Here is a 19304-nt window from a genome sequence, read left to right on the forward strand (position 1 = left end):
TCCTGTCATTGTTGGCCGCTGGGTCCGGTCTCTGGCTGTTCGTGATCCAGGGCCGGCCGACCGACGGTGCTGCGCTGGGGCTGCTCGCGGCCGGCGGTTGGGGGCTGGGACTGATCCCGGTCCATGCGGACTGGCGCTCCACCGGTCCGGTGCGGCGCCGAACGGGTGAGCCGGCGGCCCGGGCGGAGGCGGACCCTCCGATCGGGTGACCAGGAGTCGTGCGGTACCGGGGCGCCGTCGTGCGTCCGGAGGCCGTGAGGCGGGATCCCGCCTCACGGCCTCCGCCGTGTCCGGAGCCGTGTCCGGAGCCGTGTCCGGGCCGGGCCCGGGCGGCCGGGCGCCTGTCGGGGCCGGGTTCAGGGCCGCAGGCGCAGTCCGCGCGGGGTGGCGTGGAAGCCGGCCTCCTCCAGCGCGGCGCCGAGGGCCGAGCCCAGGGCCTGCTCGCCGTTGGCCCGCTCGACCGTGACGCTGCCGAGCGCGCCCTGCCGGACGGCCGCGGCCAGCGCCCCGGCGGCCGCCGCGACGGTGGCCTCCGCCTCCGCCCACGCCAGCAGGGACTTGCCGCCGCGCTCGACGTAGAGCGCCAGCTCGCCGTCGACCAGGACCACCAGGGCACCCGCCTTGCGGCCGGGCCGGTGCGCCTTGGCCTCCCTGGCGCCCGGGGCGGTGGGCGGATCGGGCCAGGGCAGGGCGGCGCCGTACGCGTTGGCCGGGTCGGCGGCCGCCAGCACCAGCACCTGGGGCGGCTCGGCGGCCGGGCCGGCCGGCCATTCGGCGGCCCGGGCCCGTTCCAGCCGCCCGTTGACCGAGCGCAGCCGGTCCGCGGCGCCCTCCATGGCGAACTGGGCGCCGCCCAGCCCCTCCACGAAGTACCCCCGGCGGGCCCGGCCGCGTTCCTCCATCGCGGCCAGCACCCGGTAGACGCCGGCGAAGCCGCCCGGGACCCGTTCGGCCGCCACCGTGCCCCGGGTGAGCAGGCCGTGCCGGTCCAGCAGGCTCTGCGCCTGGGCGGTGGCCCGGACGGTCGGGTCGGTGGCGAACGCCGGCAGCAGCGACCAGCGGCCGGCGACCGCCGGCGGGCCGCTGCGCAGGGCGCCGCCGACCCGGCCGAACGGGCGGCCCGCCCCGCCGTAGCGGCCGCGCGGGGTGGCCCGGGGCGCCCGGTGGGCCGTCGAGCCGGCCGTGCGGCCCGAGCCGAGCAGGGCGCGCAGCGGGGCCAGCGTGTCGTTGCTGACGTAGCCGGCCCAGACCAGGTCCCAGAGGGCCTCGACGAGCTCCGCCTCGGGGGTGTCCGGGAGGTGGGCCACCAGCTGGCGGAAGAACAGGCCGTAGCCGCCGGCCAGTGCCTCCATCAGCGCGGTGTGCACCGGGGTGACGGTCGGCGGGACCGGATCGGGGCGCAGCAGGTGGGCGTTCTCGGCGAGGTGCAGGCTGATCCAGCCGTCCTTGCCGGGCAGGGCGCCGGCGCCGGACCAGCCGATCTCGCCGGCCGCCATCAGCTCGTCCAGCAGGCCGGGGGTGTAGTCGGCGAGCCGGGCCGGGAGGATCAGCTTCTCCAGCGCGGAGGCGGGCAGGGCGGTGCCCTGGAGCTGCTCCACCACCCGGAGCAGCCCGTCGGGGCCGCGCAGCCGGTGGCCGGCCAGGTGCTGCCACTGGGGGAGGAAGGCGGCCAGGGCGCGCGGCGGGACGGCCTCGACCTCCTGGCGCAGCGCCGCCAGCGAACGGCGGCGGAGCCGGCGCAGCACCTCGGCGTCGCACCACTCGACGGTGGCGGTGTGGCCGTCGAGGGCGGCCGCGCCCGGGGCCTCCCCGGCGGGGAGGTGGGCGCCGGGCGGGCGGAACTCGCCCTGGACCAGGCGGCCGGCGGCGGTGAGCCGGTGCAGGGTGCCGGTGACCACGGCGGTGCCCAGGCCGAAGCGGGCGGCGGCCTCGGCGGCGGTGAACGGGCCGTGGGTGCGGGCGTACCGGGCGAGGAGGTCGCCGAGCGGGTCCTTGACCGGCTCGGTGAAGGCCTCGGGGACGCCGACCGGCAGCGGGGTGCCGAGGGCGTCGCGCAGGCGCCCGGCGTCCTCGATGGCGGCCCAGCGCTGCTCGCCGGCGATCCGGACCGCGATCACCCGGCGGGCGGCCTCCAGCTCCAGGGCCCGGAGCGGCTCGGCGCCGCGGGCGGTGAGCTCGGCCTCGCTGAGCGGGCCGAGCAGCCGCAGTGCGTCGGCGACGCCCTCGGCGTCCTTGATCCGGCGGTCGGGGGTGAGGCGCTGGAGCTCGGCCTCCAGTTCGGCGAGGACCTGAGGGTCGAGCAGCTCGCGCAGCTCGGCCTGGCCGAGCAGTTCGGAGAGCAGCCGGGAGTCGAGCGAGAGGGCGGCGGCGCGGCGCTCGGCCAGCGGGGAGTCGCCCTCGTAGAGGAACTGCGCGACGTAGCCGAAGAGCAGGGAGCGGGCGAACGGGGAGGGCTCGGGGGTGGTGACCTCGACCAGGCGGACGGCCCGGGATTCGAGGTCCCCCATGAGCTCGACCAGCCCGGGGACGTCGAAGACGTCCTGGAGGCACTCCCGGACCGCCTCCAGGACGATCGGGAAGGAGCCGTACTCGGAGGCGACTTCGAGGAGCTGCGCGGCGCGCTGGCGCTGCTGCCAGAGCGGGGTGCGCTTGCCGGGGTTGCGGCGCGGGAGCAGCAGCGCGCGCCCGGCGCACTCGCGGAACCGGGAGGCGAACAGCGCCGAGCCGCCCACCTGGTCGGTGACGAGCTGTTCGATCTCGCCCGGGTCGAAGAGGGCGGCGTCGGCGCCGACCGGGGCGTCGTCGTCGGCCGGCTTCTCGGCGGGGCGGCCGAAGTCGAAGTCGGGGGCCAGCAGGTCGGCGTCCGGGAGGCGGAGCACGATGCCGTCGTCGGCGTGCATGACCTGCGGGTCGAGGCCGTGCTTCTCGCGCAGCCGGGCGCCGAGGGCGAGGGCCCAGGGCGCGTGCACCTGGGCGCCGAAGGGGGAGTGGATGACGATCCGCCAGTCGCCCAGTTCGTCCCGGAAGCGCTCCACCACGATGGTGCGGTCGTCCGGGAGGTGGCCGCAGGCGGTGCGCTGCTCGGCGAGGTAGTCCAGCAGGTTGCCGGCGGCCCAGTCGTCCAGCCCGGCCTGCTTGAGCCGGGCGGTGGCGGCCTCGGGGGCGAGGGCGCCCAGCTCGCGGGTGAAGGCGCCGAGGGCCCGCCCCAGTTCGAGCGGGCGGCCGAGGGTGTCGCCCTTCCAGAACGGGAGCCGGCCGGGGACGCCGGGGGCCGGGGTGACCAGCACCTTGTCGTGGGTGATCTCGTCGATCCGCCAGGAGGTGGTGCCCAGGGTGAAGACGTCGCCGACGCGGGACTCGTAGACCATCTCCTCGTCGAGCTCCCCGACCCGGCCGCCGCCCTTCTTGGGGTCCGCCCCGGCGATGAAGACGCCGAACAGCCCGCGGTCGGGGATCGTCCCGCCGGAGGTGACGGCGAGCCGCTGGGCGCCGGGGCGGCCGGTGACGGTGCCGGCCACCCGGTCCCAGACCAGGCGGGGGCGCAGCTCGGCGAAGGCGTCCGAGGGGTAGCGGCCGGCCAGCATGTCGAGCACGGCGTCGAAGGCGGACTGCGGCAGGGTGGCGAACGGCGCGGCCCGGCGGACCACGGCGAGCAGGTCGTCGACCGGCCAGGCGTCCAGCGCCGTCATCGCCACCAGCTGCTGGGCGAGCACGTCCAGCGGGTTGCGCGGGATGCGCAGCGCCTCGATCCGGCCCGCCCGCATCCGCTCGGTGACGACGGCCGACTGGACGAGGTCCCCCCGGTACTTGGGGAAGAAGACGCCGGTGGAGACCGCGCCGACCTGGTGGCCGGCCCGGCCGACCCGCTGGAGGCCGGAGGCGACCGAGGGCGGCGACTCGACCTGGACCACCAGCTCGACGGCGCCCATGTCGATGCCGAGCTCCAGGCTGGAGGTGGCGACCACCGCGGGCAGCCGGCCGGCCTTGAGCTCCTCCTCGACCAGCGCGCGCTGCTCCTTGGAGACCGAGCCGTGGTGGGCCCGGGCGATCACCGCCGGGACGCCCCTGGCGGCGCCGGAGCCGCCCATCAGCTGGGCGGGGGCGTGGGCCTCGGGGGCGGCGGCCCCGGTGGCCCGTTCGTGGGCGATCTCGTTGAGCCGGTTGCAGAGCCGCTCGGCGAGGCGGCGGGAGTTGGCGAAGACGATGGTCGAGCGGTGGGCCGTGACCAGGTCGACGATCCGCTCCTCGACGTGCGGCCAGATCGAGGTCTGGCGCTGCGGGTCGTCGTCGGCGCCCGGGCCGGCGGGGGCGGCGGGCAGGTCGTCGAGGTCCGGGACCGGGACGACGACGGAGAGGTCGAACTCCTTGGCGGCGGCCGGCTGGACCACCGTGGCGCCGCGCTGCGGACTGAGGAAGCGGGCGACCTCCTCGACCGGGCGGACGGTGGCCGAGAGGCCGATCCGGCGGGCCGGGCGGTCCAGCAGCTCGTCCAGCCGCTCCAGCGAGAGCGCCAGGTGGGCGCCGCGCTTGGTGCCGGCGACGGCGTGCACCTCGTCCAGGATCACCGTGTCGATGCCGCGCAGCGCCTCGCGGGAGGCGGAGGTGAGCAGCAGGAAGAGCGACTCGGGGGTGGTGATCAGGATGTCCGGCGGGTGGGTGGCGAAGCGGCGGCGGTCGGCGGCGGGGGTGTCGCCGGAGCGGATGCCGACCTCGACGTCGGGCTCGGGCAGGCCGAGCCGGACGGCGGCCTGGTGCAGGCCGGTCAGCGGGGCGCGCAGGTTCCGCTCGACGTCGACGGCGAGGGCCTTGAGCGGCGAGATGTAGAGCACCCGGCAGCGGCGCTTGGGATCGGCGGGCGGCGGGGTGCTGCTGAGGCGGTCGAGCGCGGAGAGGAAGGCCGCGAGCGTCTTGCCGGAGCCGGTGGGGGCGACCACCAGGACGTCCGTCCCCCGGCCGATGGCCTGCCAGGCCTCGGCCTGCGCGGTGGTGGGCGCGTGGAAGGCGCCCGTGAACCAGGCCCGGGTGGCCGGGGCGAAGCCGGCCAGCGGGTCGGCGGGCGACTGGGAGTGGTTCTGCGGCGCCATGCCCCCATGGTGCCGGGTGGCACTGACATCGGGGGTCCTGCCGACCGTGGCGGGTGGTCCGGGCGTCGGGCGGGGGTGGTCCAGGGACCGGGCGGAGGCGGTCCGGGCGGCGGGCGGGGCGGTCCGGGGGCCGGGCGGGGCGGGGCAGAGCAGTCGGGAAGGCAGAATGGACAGACAGCTCATATGGTGATGATTCAGGCACATGATCCTTCCGTGGCCGCCGGGCCTCCCCGGTGGCCCGACCCTCCCTGACCACCGGGACCGACGAGCGGAGACCGTGCGATGGCGCAGGCGCACCCGTCCGGCAGTGGTCCCGCCCGGCGCCGCCGGGGCCGGGCTCAGGGGCCCCTCCGGGCGTTGCTCGCCATGCTGCTCACCGCGCTGGTGGTCGGCGGCGCCGTCCCGTACGTGGCCGGGCCGGGCCGGTCCTACCTCAGCTACCTGGTGCTGGCCGAGCAGGCGGACGCCGCCGGGGCGGCCCGGGCCGGCGCCGAGGCCAGGGCCGCCGGGGGCCAGGTCGTCCAGGAGTACCCGCAGATCGGGGTGGTGCTCGCGTACGGCACCGGGGGGTTCGCCGACAAGGTCCGGGCCCGGCCCGGCGTGGCCGCGGTCGGCGCCACCCGGACCGCGCCGGTGCCCGGCCCGCCCCGCCCGCTCGACGGCGCGGGGGACTTCCGCGCGGGGATCGGCGTCGACCGCGCCGACGGCGGGCGCAGCACCGACGGCGGATCCGGGAACGGCGGCGGCGCTGCCGGGGGCCCGGCGGTCCTCGCCGGCCACGGCACCGACGGGCCCGGGGACATCGGCGGCAGCCGCACGGCGGACCGGGCGGACGACACCACCGCGACCGTGGCCGACCCGGGCGAGCACGACGCCTGGAACCTCGCCATGCTCGGCGTCGCCGGCGGCCCGGGCGGCGACACCTCGCCCACGGTGCTGCGCACCCCGTCGGCCGGCCCGGGCGCGCCCGCGGCCGACGCGTTGCGCCGGGTGCTGGTGGCCGTCCTGGACTCCGGCGTCGACGACACCCACCCGGACCTGCGGGCCGCCGTCGACCCGAAGAGCTCCGCCTCCTGCGCCGACGGCCGCCCCGACGCCCGGACCGGTGCCTGGCGGCCCGACCTCGGGGTGGGCGAGAGCGGCCACGGCACCCACGTCGCCGGGATCGTCGGCGCGGCCCGGGACGGCCACGGCGTCAGCGGGGTCGCGCCGGGCGTGCGGATCGCCGCCGTCCGGCTGCTCGGCCCGCTCGGCCAGTACTACGCGGAGAACATCGTCTGCGGCATGCTCTGGGCCGCCGACCACGGCGCCAAGGCGATCAACAACAGCTACTTCGCCGACCCGTGGAAGTACAACTGCCCGCAGGACCCCGACCAGGCCGCGCTGACCGCCGCGGTGGACCGCGCGGTGGGCTACGCCCGGCGGCAGGGCGCCGTGGTCGTGGCCTCGGCCGGCAACGACGGGCAGGACCTCGGCGCCCCGCGCACCGACGACCGCAGCCCCAACGACCGCACCTCCGGTCCGGCGCAGTCCCGCTACCTCGGCACCGAGTGCGTCCGGCTGCCGGGCGAGCTGCCCGGGGTGGTCACGGTGACCGCCCTCAACCGGGACGGCCACCCCTCGGCGTACTCCAACTACGGGCGCGGCCGGGTCTCGCTGGCCGCGCCCGGCGGGGATCCGGACGGCGGCACGCAGGGCGCGATCGTCTCCGACTGGCCCGGCGGGCAGTACGCCGCCCTGGCCGGCACCTCGATGGCGGCGGCGCACGTGACCGGTGCGGTCGCGGTGGCCGCCGCGCTCCACCCGGACTGGGGCTCGGACCGGCTCGCCGAACTGCTGGCGACGACCGCCGCCGCCTCCTGTCCGCCGGGGCCGCAGGCCTGCGGGGACCGTCAGTACTACGGGGCGGGCACGCTGGTGCTCCCGCACTGAACGGCGCCGGGGGTGCGCGTCGGGGGGCGGGTGTTCGAGGCGGGCGCTTCGGGGCGGGGCCTCGGGGGCGGCGCGCCCACGGCCGAAAACCCGGTGACGGGCGGGCGGGCCGTGGACGAGGATCGGGGGATGGACGTCCACCTCACCACCGAACGGCTGGTCCTGCGCCGGTTCACCACCGCCGACACCGACCGGCTGGTCGAGCTGGACGGCGATCCCCAGGTGATGCGCTACCTGACCGGCGGCCGGGCCACTCCGCGGGCGCACGTCGAGAACACCCTGCTGCCGCTCTACTTCGCCCACTACGAGCGCTACGGCGACCTCGGCTGGTGGGCGGCCGAGGAGCGGGCCGGCGGCGCCTTCCTCGGCTGGTTCGAGTTCCGCCCGCCGGATCAGGAGGACCCGGGCGAGATCGAGCTCGGCTACCGGCTGCGGCGGGCGGCCTGGGGGCGCGGCTACGCCACCGAGGGCGCGCGGGCGCTGATCGACCGGGGCTTCGCCCGGCTCGGCGTGCGCCGGGTGGTGGCGTACACGATGGCCGTCAACAGCGGCTCGCGCCGGGTGATGGAGAAGGCCGGGCTCCGCTACGTCCGGACCTTCCACGAGGACTACCCGGAGCCGATCCCGGGCACCGAGCTGGGCGAGGTCGAGTACGCCCTGGACGCGGCGGACTGGCGGCCGACCGCGCCGGGGGCCGGTCCGGGATACTGGTCGGCATGAGGCTGACCGAGTTCTGGCGACGGATGCACGCGCACTTCGGCGAGGCGTACGCGGAGTCGTTCGCCACCGACCACGTGATGACCGAGCTGGGTGGGCGGACGGTGCGCCAGGCGCTGGAGGCGGGCTGGGAGGCCAAGGACGTCTGGCGCGTGGTCTGCGACACGCAGGGCGTCTCGACGCTGCTGCGCTGAGGCGTCCGGGCCGCCGGCGGACGCCCGGCGGCCGGCGCCCGGTGCCCGGGCGGGTCCCGGGCATGGGCCAGACTGTTCGGGTGACAAGCAGCGCAGAACCGCAGAATTCGGACCGGTCGGCGCAGGTCGCCGACGAGGCCGCGGGCCCGCAGCCCGCTCCGGAAACCGCTCCCGCCCCCGGCGCGGCCGGCGGGCTCTGGGGCACCGGGATGCCGCGCTGGCTGCCGCGCGCCATGGTGCTGGCGCTGGTGATGGTCGGGCTGTTCAAACTCGCCGACTGGGCCTTCCACCAGCTGATCGACCTCTTCGTGATGCTGCTGGTCTCCTTCTTCCTCTCGCTGGCGCTGGAGCCGGCGGTGGACCGGATGGCGGCCCGCGGCGTGCGCCGGGGCGTCGGCACCTTCCTGGTCTTCGTCGCGGTGGCGATCGCGGTGGCCGGCTTCCTGGCCGCGCTCGGCACGCTGCTGGTCGACCAGGTCGCGAAGATCGCCGGCGACCTGCCGCACCTGCTCGACAACCTGATCGGCTGGATCAACCGGACCTTCCACCAGGACCTCTCGCTGGACGAGCTGCAGAAGAAGCTGCTCAAGGACTCCGGCGCGATCGAGTCCTACGCCCAGCAGGCCGCCGACAACGTCTGGGGCGTCTCCTCCACCCTGATCGGCGGGCTCTTCCAGGCCTTCACCGTCGGCCTCTTCACCTTCTACTTCACGGCCGACGGCCCCCGGGTGCGGCGGACCGTCTGCTCGCTGCTGCCGCCCGCGAAGCAGGGCGAGGTGCTGCGCGCCTGGGAGATCGCGCTGGCCAAGACCGGCGGCTACCTCTACTCCCGGGCGCTGCTCGCGGTCGCGTCGGCGGCCGGGCACTGGGTGATGTTCGCGCTGCTCGACCTCCCGTACTCGGCCGCGCTGGCCGTCTGGGTCGGCGTCATGTCGCAGTTCGTGCCGACCATCGGGACGTACCTGGCCGGCGCGCTCCCGGTGCTGGTCGCGCTCACCGTCGAGCCGGTGGACGCGCTCTGGGTGCTGGTGTTCGTGGTGGTCTACCAGCAGGTCGAGAACTACCTGCTGCACCCGCGGATCACCGCGAGGACGGTGGACGTGCACCCGGCGGTGGCGTTCGGCTCGGTGATCGCGGGCGCGGCGCTGCTGGGCGCGGTGGGCGCGCTGATCGCCATCCCGGCGGCGGCCACCCTGCAGGGCTTCGTCGGCACCTACGTCCGGCGCTACGAGGTGGCGACCGACCCGCGGATCGACCGGGGGGAGCAGCGGCGGGCCCGGCGGGAGCTGCGTCGGGAGGCGGCGCGCCGGCTGCGGCGGATGGTCGGGGCGGGGGTGGAGCCCGACGCCGGCCCGGGCTCCGGTGCGGGTCCCGGCGCCGACTCGGGCCGGGAGCCGAAGGGCGGGGGCGGGGAGCAGTAGGGCGGGCCGGTCCGGGCCGGACGGGCCCGGGTCGAACGTGTTCCGGCTTGAATCGAACAGATGTTCTTTGTACTCTCCGGCGAGGAGTTTTCCACAGGCCGAGCCCGGTCGGGGCCGTTTGTCAGTGGGACGCGCTAGCGTCGAGGACGATGAAGCGCACAGCACAGAACCCGAGGGTGGAAGCCATGGCAGGTACGGACCGCGAGAAGGCCCTTGAGACCGCACTCGCCCAGATCGAGCGGCAGTTCGGCAAGGGCTCGGTGATGCGCCTCGGCGAGAAGGCCAACGAGCCGATCGACGTGATCCCCACCGGGTCCACCGCCCTGGACGTGGCCCTCGGCGTCGGCGGCATTCCGCGCGGCCGAGTGATCGAGATCTACGGCCCCGAGTCCTCCGGCAAGACCACGCTGACCCTGCACCTGGCGGCCAACGCCCAGCGGGCCGGCGGCACGGTCGCCTTCGTCGACGCGGAGCACGCGCTCGACCCGGAGTACGCCAAGAAGCTCGGCGTGGACACCGACGCCCTGCTGGTCAGCCAGCCGGACACCGGTGAGCAGGCCCTGGAGATCACCGACATGCTGATCCGCTCCGGCGCGATCGACCTGGTGATCATCGACTCGGTGGCGGCGCTCGTCCCGCGCGCCGAGATCGAGGGCGAGATGGGCGACTCGCACGTCGGTCTGCAGGCCCGGCTCATGAGCCAGGCGCTGCGCAAGATCGCCGGTGCGCTGAACCAGTCGAACACCACCGCGGTGTTCATCAACCAGCTCCGCGAGAAGATCGGCGTCATGTTCGGCTCGCCGGAGACCACGACCGGTGGCCGGGCGCTGAAGTTCTACGCCTCCGTCCGGCTGGACATCCGCCGGATCGAGACCCTGAAGGACGGCACCGAGGCGGTCGGTAACCGCACCCGGGTGAAGGTCGTCAAGAACAAGGTCGCCGCGCCGTTCAAGCAGGCCGAGTTCGACATCCTCTACGGCGTGGGCATCAGCCGCGAGGGCGGTCTGATCGACATGGGCGTCGAGCACGGGTTCATCCGCAAGTCGGGTGCCTGGTACACGTACGAGGGCGACCAGCTCGGCCAGGGCAAGGAGAACGCCCGCAACTTCCTGCGCGACAACCCGCAGCTGGCCGACGAGATCGAGCGCAAGATCAAGGGCAAGCTGGGCATCGGTCCGAAGACGGAGGAGCCCGCCGAGGGCGAGGCGCCGGCCGCCGACGCCGCTGCCAAGCCGATCACCGCGACCGCCGCCAAGACGGCCGCGGCGAAGAAGACGGCGGCGGCCGCCAAGGCCTGAGCCGTTGACGCAGCACAGCACGGCGGAGGGCGGCGGCCCGGCGGGCCCGGAGGACGACGACTACGGTCCGCCGGACTGGTTCGCCGCGGTGGCCGAGCCGGAGCCCGAACCCGAGCCGGAGTTCGAGCCGGAGTTCGAGCCGAGGTCCCCGCGCGGGCGCAGGCACGGGCGTGGGCCGGAGGCCCAGCCCGAGTCCTGGCCTGAGCCCGAGTCCTGGCCCGAGCCCGCTCGGGCGCCGGGCCGGGCGAGGGCGTCGGCACGGCGTGGTTCGGACGAACCGGAGGCCCGGGACGGCGCCGGTCTGCTGGGCGGCGGGCTCGGGCTGGTGTCCGCGTCCGAGCTGCCCGGTGGGCGTCGTCGGCGCCGGTCGGCGCTGGTGGAGGAGACGACCGCCGACCACCGGGCCGGGGGCGAGGCGGCCGGTCACGGGGGTGCGGCCGCCCCGGCCCCGCCCGCGTCCGGACGGCAGGCCGGCCGGCGTGCCCGCGAGCGGGCCGAGCCGGTCGGCGAGGAGTACGGGTTCGGCCCGGAGCGCGCTCGGCGCCGGGTCGGCCGCGGCAGCGCGATTCCGGCCGAGGGCGCACTCCCCGACGACGACACCCTGGACGGCGGTGACCCGGACGGCGACGCCCCGGGCGGCGCCGGCTCGCGCGGGCGTGCGGGGCGTCGCGGCGCCGAGCGGCCCCGCCGCTCCGACCAGCCCCGCCGGGCCGCCGCGGAGGAGTCGGCCGACCCGGAGGCCCGGGCGCGGGACATCTGCCTGCGGCTGCTCACCGGAGCGGCCAAGACCCGCAAGCAGCTCGCCGACGCCCTGCGCAAGCGGGAGATCCCGGAGGACGTCGCCGACGAGGTGCTGACCCGGTTGGAAGAGGTCGGGCTGATCGACGACGCGGCCTTCGCACGGGCCTGGGTGGAGTCGAGGCACGCCGTCCGCGGGCTGTCCCGGCGGGCGCTGGCCCAGGAGCTGCGGACCAAGGGCGTGGCCGGCGAGCTCGCCGAGCAGGCGCTCGCACAGCTGGACCAGGACGACGAGACCGAGGCGGCCCGCGAGCTCGTCGAGCGCCGGCTCCGGACGACCAGGGGCCTGGAGCGGCAGGCCCGGATGCGACGGCTGGTCGGCATGCTGGCCCGGCGCGGTTACTCCGAGGGTCTCGCCTTCCGGGTGGTGCGCGAGGCGCTGGATGCGGAGGAGGCCGGAGCGGGTCCGGACGGAGAGGACGTGGACGGACCATCCGCCTACGGGTGGGACTGACGGCGGCTCGGGGTGGGGGTTCGCCAACTCCCGGGCCAGTCTTGACCGTTTCGTAACCTGCGCTTAGCCTCGCACTCAGTGCGGGAGCGCGTCGATCACTCCTCGGCCACGCCTCGGGCAGGCCTGCCCGGACCCGGTCGCGGTTGCCCCGGACGGCGCGCCGTGCAGGGACGGGGAGTGGCCAGGATGAGGATCGCGCTGAGCACCGGATCGGTCGCCTCCCTGCTGTCGGCGGTGGCGTTGATCGCCGTCGTGACGACGGCCTGGCTGATGGTCCGGCGGCTCCAGGCCGCGCAGCGGCGCGCCGCGGCCGAGACCGAGCGGGCCCGGCGGTGGGCCGAGGGCCAGGCCGCCCAGCTGCGGGCCGAACTCGACCGGCGCGAGGAGCGGTTGACCGAGGAGCTGCGCCGGCTGGACCTCCGTGAGGGTGAACTCGCCGAGCGGACCGCCGACGTGGCGCGGGCCCGGGGCGAGGCCGACGAACTGCTGCGGCGCCGGGAGGCGGAGCTGGAGCGCACCGCCGGGCTCTCGGCCGGCCAGGCACGGGCCCAACTCGTCCGGGCGGCCGAGACGGAGGCCCGGCGGGAGGCGGCCGTCACGGTCCGGGGGATCGAGCGGGCCGCGAAGGAGGAGGGCGAGGAGCGGGCCCGGGCGATCGTCGCCGGGGCGATCCAGCGGATCGCGGCCGCGCAGACCGCCGAGACCGCGGTGTCGGTGTTCCGGCTGCCCAACGAGGAGATGAAGGGCCGGATCATCGGTCGCGAGGGCCGTAACATCCGCAGCTTCGAGGCGGTCACCGGCGTCAACCTGATCATCGACGACACCCCGGCCTCGGTGCAGCTGTCCTGCTTCGACCCCGTCCGCCGGGAGACCGCCCGGCTCACCCTGGAACAACTGGTCGAGGACGGCCGGATCCACCCCCTGCGGATCGAGCACGTCCACGAGCGCAGCCGCGAGGAGGTCGAGCGGCGGTGCGTCCGGGCCGGTGAGGACGCGCTGCTGGCGGTGCGGGTCGGCGCGATGCACCCGGAGCTGGTCCGCACCCTCGGCACCCTGCGCTACCGGGCCTCGTACGGGCAGAACGTGCTGGGGCACCTCGTGGAGTCGGCGCACCTGGCCGGGATGATGGCCGCCGAACTCGGGGTGGACCCGGAGCCGGCGCGGCGCGCGGCGCTGCTGCACGACATCGGCAAGGCGATGACGCACGAGGTCGAGGGCAGCCACGCGGCGATCGGGGCGGAGCTCGCCCGGCGGTTCGGGGAGCCGGAGGACGTGGTGCACGCGATCGCCGCGCACCACGGGGAGGTGGAGCCGCAGACGGTCGAGGCGGTGCTGGTCCAGGCGGCGGACGCCTGCTCGGGCGGCCGGCCGGGGGCCCGCAAGGAGTCCCTGGAGGTCTACGTCCGCCGGTTGGAGCGGTTGGAGGAGATCGCCCGGGCGCACGAGGGGGTGGCCGCGGTGTACGCGATGCAGGCCGGCCGTGAGGTGCGGGTGATGGTGCGGCCGGAGGTGGTGGACGACCTCGGGGCGCAGGTGATCGCCCGGGAGGTCGCCAAGCAGGTGTCGGAGGAGCTGACCTACCCGGGCCAGATCCGGGTGACGGTGGTCCGGGAGAGCCGGGTCACCGAGGTGGCCCGCTAGCGGAGTCCACCGCGGGGGCGGCCGGCCCGGCGACGGCACCGCCGGGCGCGCCGCCCGCAGCCCGGCCCACGCCCGCAACGCGGCCCACGCCGGCGGCCCCGCCGACACCCGCGGCCCGACCCGCGCCCGCCGCGCCGCCCGACCCCGCCGAGCCGGCGGAACCGCTCGACCCCGCCGAGCCGCCTGAACCGCTCGACCCCGCCGAGCCGCCTGAACCGCTCGACCCCGCCGAGCCGCCTGAACCGCCCGTGCCGCCCGAACCCGCGGGACCGCCCGCCGCGCCGGGACGCCCATCGTCCGCCGCCTCGGCCGTGCCGCTCAGCGGCTGCGGCCCGCCGCGGGCCCCGTCGGCCAGCGCCTGGAGGTCCTCGGCCGCCGCGCCCTGGGTGACGCCGACCAGGTGGCCGTCCGGTCGGATCAGCAGCACGGTGTGCGGCCCGGCCCCCGGGTACTCCTCGGTGACCAGGACCTCGGCCGGCACCGGCAGCGCCGCCGCGACCTCGGCGAGCCGCGGCATCAGCCCGGCGCCCAGCCAGTGCTCGGCGGACCAGACGGCGGTGCCGGGGGCGACCAGCAGCAGCAGGAAGGTCGAACCGAGCCGCGCGTGCAGCCGGTCCGGCGTGCCGTCGGTGGCCAGGACCGGCAGGTCCGGCACCAGGACGCCGGGCGCGGTGGCGGGCAGCAGCTCGCTGAGCGAGGTGGTGCTCCGGCCGCCGCGCTGGACCGGCACCCGGCCGGGGACGCCGGAAGGGGCCGCCGGGTAGGCCGGGGGCCCGCCGAACCGGCCGGTGCCGAGCTGGCCGTCGGCCAGCAGCGGTGCGTGCTTGCGGAACGAGCCGGTGAGCAGCGAGCGACGGGTGGCCTGCCAGCCGCGCAGCGGGCGCAGCAGCGGCATGGCCTGGTCGACGGCGCGCAGCCGGGCTCCGACCGCGCCGCGCCGCTCGGCCTCGTACCCGTCGAGCAGGGTGCCGCCGGGCTGCGGGCCGCCGGTGTGGAGGTGCCAGGCGAGGGCGAGGCGCCAGGCGAGGTTGTCGGCGTCGCGCAGCCCGTCGGCGAGGTTCTGCATGCCGAGCGCGCCGTGCAGGTGGGCGGCGTCGCCGGCGAGGAAGCAGCGGCCGTCGCGGAAGCGGGCGGCGAGCCGCTGCTGGGCGGTGTGGTCGGCGGCGGCGAGCAGCTCGTACCGGGGGAGTTCGCCGCACCAGGCGGTGAGCGTGGCGGTGACGCGGGTGAGCAGGGTGTCGCCGGTGACGATGCCGGGCCAGGTGGCGTGCGGGTCGACCGGTTCGCTGGGCGCCGGTCTGCCGGGGGGCAGCCGCCAGTCGATCCGCCAGACGCCGTCCGGCAGCGGGCGGGCGGAGGCCTCGCGGTCGCCGCGCCACGGCGGCTCGCGGTGCAGCCGGGCCTCGGTGAAGGGCAGGTCGACCCGGACGGTGGCGACGGCGTTGCGGTCGACGGCGGGCCGGCCGGGGAAGCGGATCTTCAGCAGCTTGCGGACGGTGGAGCGGGCGCCGTCGCAGCCGACCAGGTGGCTGCCGCGCCACCAGGTCTCGGTGCCGTCCTGCGGGTTGCGGGTGTGGACGCCGACGCCGTCGCGGTCCTGTTCGAGCCTGGTGACCCGGCTCAGCGGGACCAGTCTGACCAGCGGGGTGCCGGTCAGGGCGTCGCGCAGGCCGCGCTGCAGCCGGTGCTGGGGCAGGTGCAGGACGGGGCTGTCGGAGAGGTCGATCCGCAGCACCTCCTGGCGGCGGCGCCAGACGGCGAAGGCGTCCCACTGGGCGGCGTCGGACACGGCCCGGGGGTAGCCGATCCGGGTCAGGAAGCCGGCCGTGTCGGGCCCGAGGACGACGCTGCGCGGGCCCTCGGGGCAGAGCCCGGAGCCCTCGTCCAGGACGATGGACGGCACCTCGTGCCGGGCGAGCGCGAGCGCCAGGGCCAGACCGACCGGTCCGGCCCCGACGACGATCACCGGGTCCATGCCGGGCCCCCCGGACGCGGCCGGGCCGGGGCGGTGTGCTCGCGTACCTCCGGGCACGGCCGGGCCGACGGGGTGGCGTCATATGCCGCGAGGATGGTCCCGGATGGTGTCACGAAGAGCAATGCAACAGTTCACCTGCGTGTCCGTCAAGCAGCAGCTGATGTGCGCCGGTTCGCGCCGCGACGGCCACGTGCTTCGATCCACCGGGCGAGCGCCGTGAGCAGCAGGCACATCGCGATGTAGATCGGGCCGATCACCAGGACGACCGGGATGTAGGGGAAGCCCGCGGCGTTCAGCGGCTGGCTGGCGATCGCCTTACCGACGAACAGCAGCTCATGGTAGGTGATGATGAAGCCGAGCGAGGTGTCCTTGAGGGTGACGACCAGCTGGCCGATCATCGAGGGCAGCATCGAGCGGATCGCCTGCGGGACCAGGATGAGGGTCATCACCTGGGTCTTGCCCATGCCGAGCGCGTAGGCCGCCTCGCCCTGGCCGCGCGGGACGGCGTTGACACCGCTGCGGATGATCTCCGCCTGGACGGAGCCGTTGTAGAGGGTGAGCCCGAGCACCAGGGCCCACATCGGCTCCCTGGCGAAGAAGGCGTAGTAGAGCGCGACGATCAGGATCAGCAGCGGCATCGCCCGGAAGAACTGGACGACCGAGACCGCCGCCCAGCGGACCGGCTTGTGGTCGGAGAGCTGCCCGGCGGCGAGCAGCGCGCCCAGCACGAGCGAGAAGACCGCTGCCAGCCCGAAGGCCTCCAGGGTGGCGAGCAGGCCGTCGACGATCCGCTGCTGGACGGTGTTGTACTGGAACGCGTCCCAGAGCTGGGGGTCGAACTGGCCGTTCTCGTCGAGCGCCGAGTAGGCGTACCAGAGCAGCCCGGCGATGCCGGCCAGCGCCAGCACGCCGAGGATCCGGTTGCGGGCGCGGGCCCGGGGGCCCGGGGCGTCGTAGAGGACGCTGGCCGTGGAGGCGCGGGTGAAGAGGGAGCTCATGCGGCCACCTCGCTCCGCTCGGCAGGGGCATTCACCGGCGCGCACCTTTCGATGGTTCGCTCGCTCCGCTCGTTCATCGGGCCACCGCCAGGCGGTCTTCCAGGAAGCGGAACACGAGGGCGACGGTGGCGCTGATCACCAGATAGGCGCAGGCCACCCAGAAGAAGATGGCGAAGATCGAGTAGCCGCGCTCGGAGAGCGTCTGCTGCACGCTGTAGAGCTCGGGGACGCTGAACGCGCCGGCGATCGCCGAGTTCCTCGGAAGCGCGATGAACACGCTGCTCATCGGGGCCAGCACGGTCCGGGCGGCCTGCGGCAGGACGACCGAGGTGAGGGTCTGGCCGAAGGTGAGGCCGAGGCTGCGGGCCGCTTCGGCCTGCCCGAGCGGCACGGTGTTGATGCCCGAGCGCAGCACCTCGCAGACGAACGAGGCGGTGTAGCTGCCGAGCGCCAGCACCGCGAAGACGAGGTGGCTGAAGTGCACGCCGAGCCGGGGGAGTCCGAACGCGACGGCGAAGAACAGCAGGGTCAGCGGGGTGTTGCGGAAGAGCGTCACCCAGGCGGTGCCGAAGCCGCGCAGCACCGGCACGGGGGAGACCCGGAAGGCCGCCAGCAGGGTGCCCAGCAGCAGGGCGAGCAGCGCGCTGAGTGCGCTCAGCTCGATCGTCTGCAGGAAACCGTCGCGGAACAGTGCGAAGTTGTCGTCCTCGAACAGTATGCCCATCTGGCGGCCCTCCTCTCAGAATCGGTCAGGAACGGGTCGGGCCCGACGTGGTCAGGCCCGACGGGGGATCAGTAGCGCTCCAGGGCCGGCGGCTGCGGCGCGCTGGAGCCGGAGAGGCCGAGGGTGGCGTCGTAGGCCTTCTTCCAGTCGCCGTTGTCCTGGTGGGCCTTCAGGGCGTCGCTGATGGCGCCGCGCAGCGCCGCGTCGTCCTTGGCCAGGCCGACGCCGTAGTTCTCCTTGGTGAACGGCTTGCCGACCACCTTGAGCTTGGGCGCGAACTTGGAGGCGTAGCCCTTGAGGATCGCGTCGTCGGTGGTGACCGCGTCGACCTCGCCGGCCAGCAGCTTGTCGACGCAGGCCGAGTAGCTGTCGAACTGGGTGATCTTCGGCGAGTACTGCTGGATGTTCTTGATCGACGTCGAGCCGGTGGCGGTGCAGACGTTCTTGCCGTTGACCGACTCCGGGCCGGTGATCGCGGTGTTGTCGGCCTTGACCAGCAGGTCCTGGCCGGCGATGTAGTACGGGCCGGCGAAGGAGACCGTCTTCTTGCGCTCGTCGTTGATGCTGTAGGTGCCGACGTAGAAGTCGATCTGGCCCTTGTCGATGGCGGGCTCGCGCTGCGAGGAGACCAGGGTCTGCCACTTGATCTGCTGCGGGGTGAAGCCGAGGTCGGCGGCGATCATCTTGGCGATCTCGATGTCGAAGCCGCTGCGGTCGCCGGTGGCGACGTCCTCGAAGCCGAGGAACGGCTGGTCGGCCTTGGCGCCGATGATCAGCTGGCCGCGCTTCTTGGCCTCGGCGAGCCGGGCCGAGTCCACCTTGACGTCGGTCTTGACGGTGTAGGTGGGCAGCTGCGGAGCGGGCGTGCCGCCGGCGCCGGTGGCCGCGGTGCTGCTCGGCGAGCCGTCCTTGCCGCAGGCAGCGGTGGCGGTGAGCGCGATGACACAGAGCGCGACGGCGAAGGTGCGACGAGTCCTCATGGGGGTAGCTCTCCTCGGGCGAAGCCACGGATCGACCGGGCTCTGGCGACAGGAAGTTGGCCGGGCAGGCCGGGGTGACGGCGGCGTCGTCGCCGCCGTCACCCGTTGGCCGGCCCGATGGGTCCGGCGGGGTCAGTGGTGCAGGATCTTGGAGAGGAAGTCCTTCGCGCGGTCGCTGCGCGGCGCGGTGAAGAAGGCCTCGGGGGTGTTCTGCTCGACGATCCGGCCGTCCGCCATGAACAGCACGCGGTTGGCGGCGGAGCGGGCGAAGCCCATCTCGTGGGTGACGACGACCATCGTCATGCCGTCGGCGGCCAGTTGGCGCATGACCTCCAGCACCTCGTTGATCATCTCCGGGTCCAGCGCCGAGGTGGGCTCGTCGAAGAGCATCACCTTCGGGTTCATCGCCAGTGCCCGGGCGATCGCGACGCGCTGCTGCTGGCCGCCGGAGAGCTGGGCCGGGAACTTGTCCGCCTGTGCACCGACACCGACCCGCTCCAGCAGCTCGCGGGCGGTCCGCACCGCCCGGTCGCGGCCGATCTTGCGGACCTTGACCTGGCCGAGCACCACGTTCTCCAGCACGGTCTTGTGCGCGAAGAGGTTGAAGCTCTGGAAGACCATGCCGACCTCGGCCCGCAGCCGGGCCAGTTCGCGGCCCTCGGCGGGCAGCGGCCGGCCGTCGATGGTGATCGTGCCGGAGTCGACGGTCTCCAGCCGGTTGATCGTCCGGCAGAGCGTGGACTTGCCGGAGCCGGACGGGCCGATCAGCACGACCACCTCACCCTGCGCGATCTCCAGGTTGATGTCCTGGAGCACGTGCAGCGCGCCGAAGTGCTTGTTCACCCCGCTCAGTACCACCAGGGGGGCGTTCGCGGCACTGGGGTGCTTGACAAGGCTCTCGGTCATCGCGCCTGCTCCCTGGGTTCGGCCCGAGAGCTGAACTCCCGTGGGCGGCAATGGTGGTGGGTGGAGCCGGGGGCCTCGGCCGGCGGAGCCGCGGCCCCCGGTGGAAGGTGACCATAGGAGCCATGACGATGGCACGTCAGCCGATCTGAGCGGAACTTGAGGATCACGATCCGGCCACACGC

13 protein-coding genes are annotated in these 19304 nt (G+C 75.2%); 7 read left to right on the top strand and 6 right to left on the bottom strand.

Going from position 1 to position 19304, the window contains the following annotated elements:
• Window positions 1-356: 356 nt before the first annotated feature.
• Window positions 357-5084: an ATP-dependent helicase gene (locus RMN57_RS26030; protein ID WP_313765721.1), complete on the bottom strand. Its 4728-nt coding sequence runs from the start codon at window positions 5082-5084 to the stop codon at window positions 357-359.
• Between the two features lie 282 nt (window positions 5085-5366).
• Here RMN57_RS26030 and RMN57_RS26035 point away from each other — a divergent pair, with 282 nt between their 5' ends.
• From RMN57_RS26035 to rny, 7 genes are all read left to right on the top strand, one after another.
• Window positions 5367-7016, top strand: a complete 1650-nt coding sequence (locus RMN57_RS26035; protein WP_313765722.1) for a S8 family serine peptidase — start codon at window positions 5367-5369, stop codon at window positions 7014-7016.
• Between the two features lie 129 nt (window positions 7017-7145).
• Complete coding sequence (locus RMN57_RS26040) at window positions 7146-7736, top strand: GNAT family N-acetyltransferase (RefSeq protein WP_313765723.1); 591 nt, start codon at window positions 7146-7148, stop codon at window positions 7734-7736.
• Entirely contained in the window at window positions 7733-7927 is a 195-nt protein-coding gene (locus tag RMN57_RS26045) for a DUF3046 domain-containing protein (RefSeq protein WP_313765724.1), read from the top strand. The genes RMN57_RS26040 and RMN57_RS26045 overlap by 4 nt, the downstream gene beginning before the upstream one ends.
• A 209-nt stretch (window positions 7928-8136) precedes the next feature.
• Entirely contained in the window at window positions 8137-9348 is a 1212-nt protein-coding gene (locus RMN57_RS26050) for an AI-2E family transporter (RefSeq protein WP_313767968.1), read from the top strand.
• Between the two features lie 185 nt (window positions 9349-9533).
• Window positions 9534-10646, top strand: a complete 1113-nt coding sequence (gene recA / locus RMN57_RS26055) for a recombinase RecA (protein ID WP_313765725.1) — start codon at window positions 9534-9536, stop codon at window positions 10644-10646.
• A 565-nt stretch (window positions 10647-11211) separates the two neighbouring features.
• The gene (locus RMN57_RS26060; RefSeq protein ID WP_313767969.1) at window positions 11212-11898 is read left to right on the top strand and encodes a regulatory protein RecX; all 687 of its coding nucleotides are present in this window, start codon (window positions 11212-11214) and stop codon (window positions 11896-11898) included.
• 186 nt (window positions 11899-12084) lie between these two features.
• Window positions 12085-13539 carry a ribonuclease Y gene (gene rny, locus RMN57_RS26065; protein ID WP_313765726.1) on the top strand — a complete coding sequence of 485 codons (1455 nt, stop codon included), beginning with the start codon at window positions 12085-12087 and terminating at the stop codon, window positions 13537-13539.
• On the opposite strand, the gene RMN57_RS26070 is transcribed toward rny, so the two are convergent.
• From RMN57_RS26070 to RMN57_RS26090, 5 genes are all read right to left on the bottom strand, one after another.
• The gene (locus RMN57_RS26070) at window positions 13520-15514 is read right to left on the bottom strand and encodes an FAD-dependent monooxygenase (RefSeq protein ID WP_313765727.1); all 1995 of its coding nucleotides are present in this window, start codon (window positions 15512-15514) and stop codon (window positions 13520-13522) included. The genes rny and RMN57_RS26070 overlap by 20 nt on opposite strands.
• Window positions 15515-15660: 146 nt before the next feature.
• A complete protein-coding gene (locus tag RMN57_RS26075; protein WP_313765728.1) occupies window positions 15661-16512 on the bottom strand; it encodes an amino acid ABC transporter permease in 852 nt (283 codons plus the stop codon).
• A 73-nt stretch (window positions 16513-16585) separates the two neighbouring features.
• Window positions 16586-17236: an amino acid ABC transporter permease gene (locus RMN57_RS26080; RefSeq protein ID WP_313765729.1), complete on the bottom strand. Its 651-nt coding sequence runs from the start codon at window positions 17234-17236 to the stop codon at window positions 16586-16588.
• A gap of 68 nt (window positions 17237-17304) precedes the next feature.
• Window positions 17305-18216 carry a glutamate ABC transporter substrate-binding protein gene (locus RMN57_RS26085; protein WP_313765730.1) on the bottom strand — a complete coding sequence of 304 codons (912 nt, stop codon included), beginning with the start codon at window positions 18214-18216 and terminating at the stop codon, window positions 17305-17307.
• A 132-nt stretch (window positions 18217-18348) separates the two neighbouring features.
• A complete protein-coding gene (locus RMN57_RS26090) occupies window positions 18349-19122 on the bottom strand; it encodes an amino acid ABC transporter ATP-binding protein (protein WP_313765731.1) in 774 nt (257 codons plus the stop codon).
• Between the last annotated feature and the right edge of the window lie 182 nt (window positions 19123-19304).

Origin of the sequence: Kitasatospora sp. CM 4170, assembly GCF_032110285.1 — a bacterium.
Taxonomy (GTDB): Bacteria; Actinomycetota; Actinomycetes; order Streptomycetales; family Streptomycetaceae; genus Kitasatospora; species Kitasatospora aburaviensis.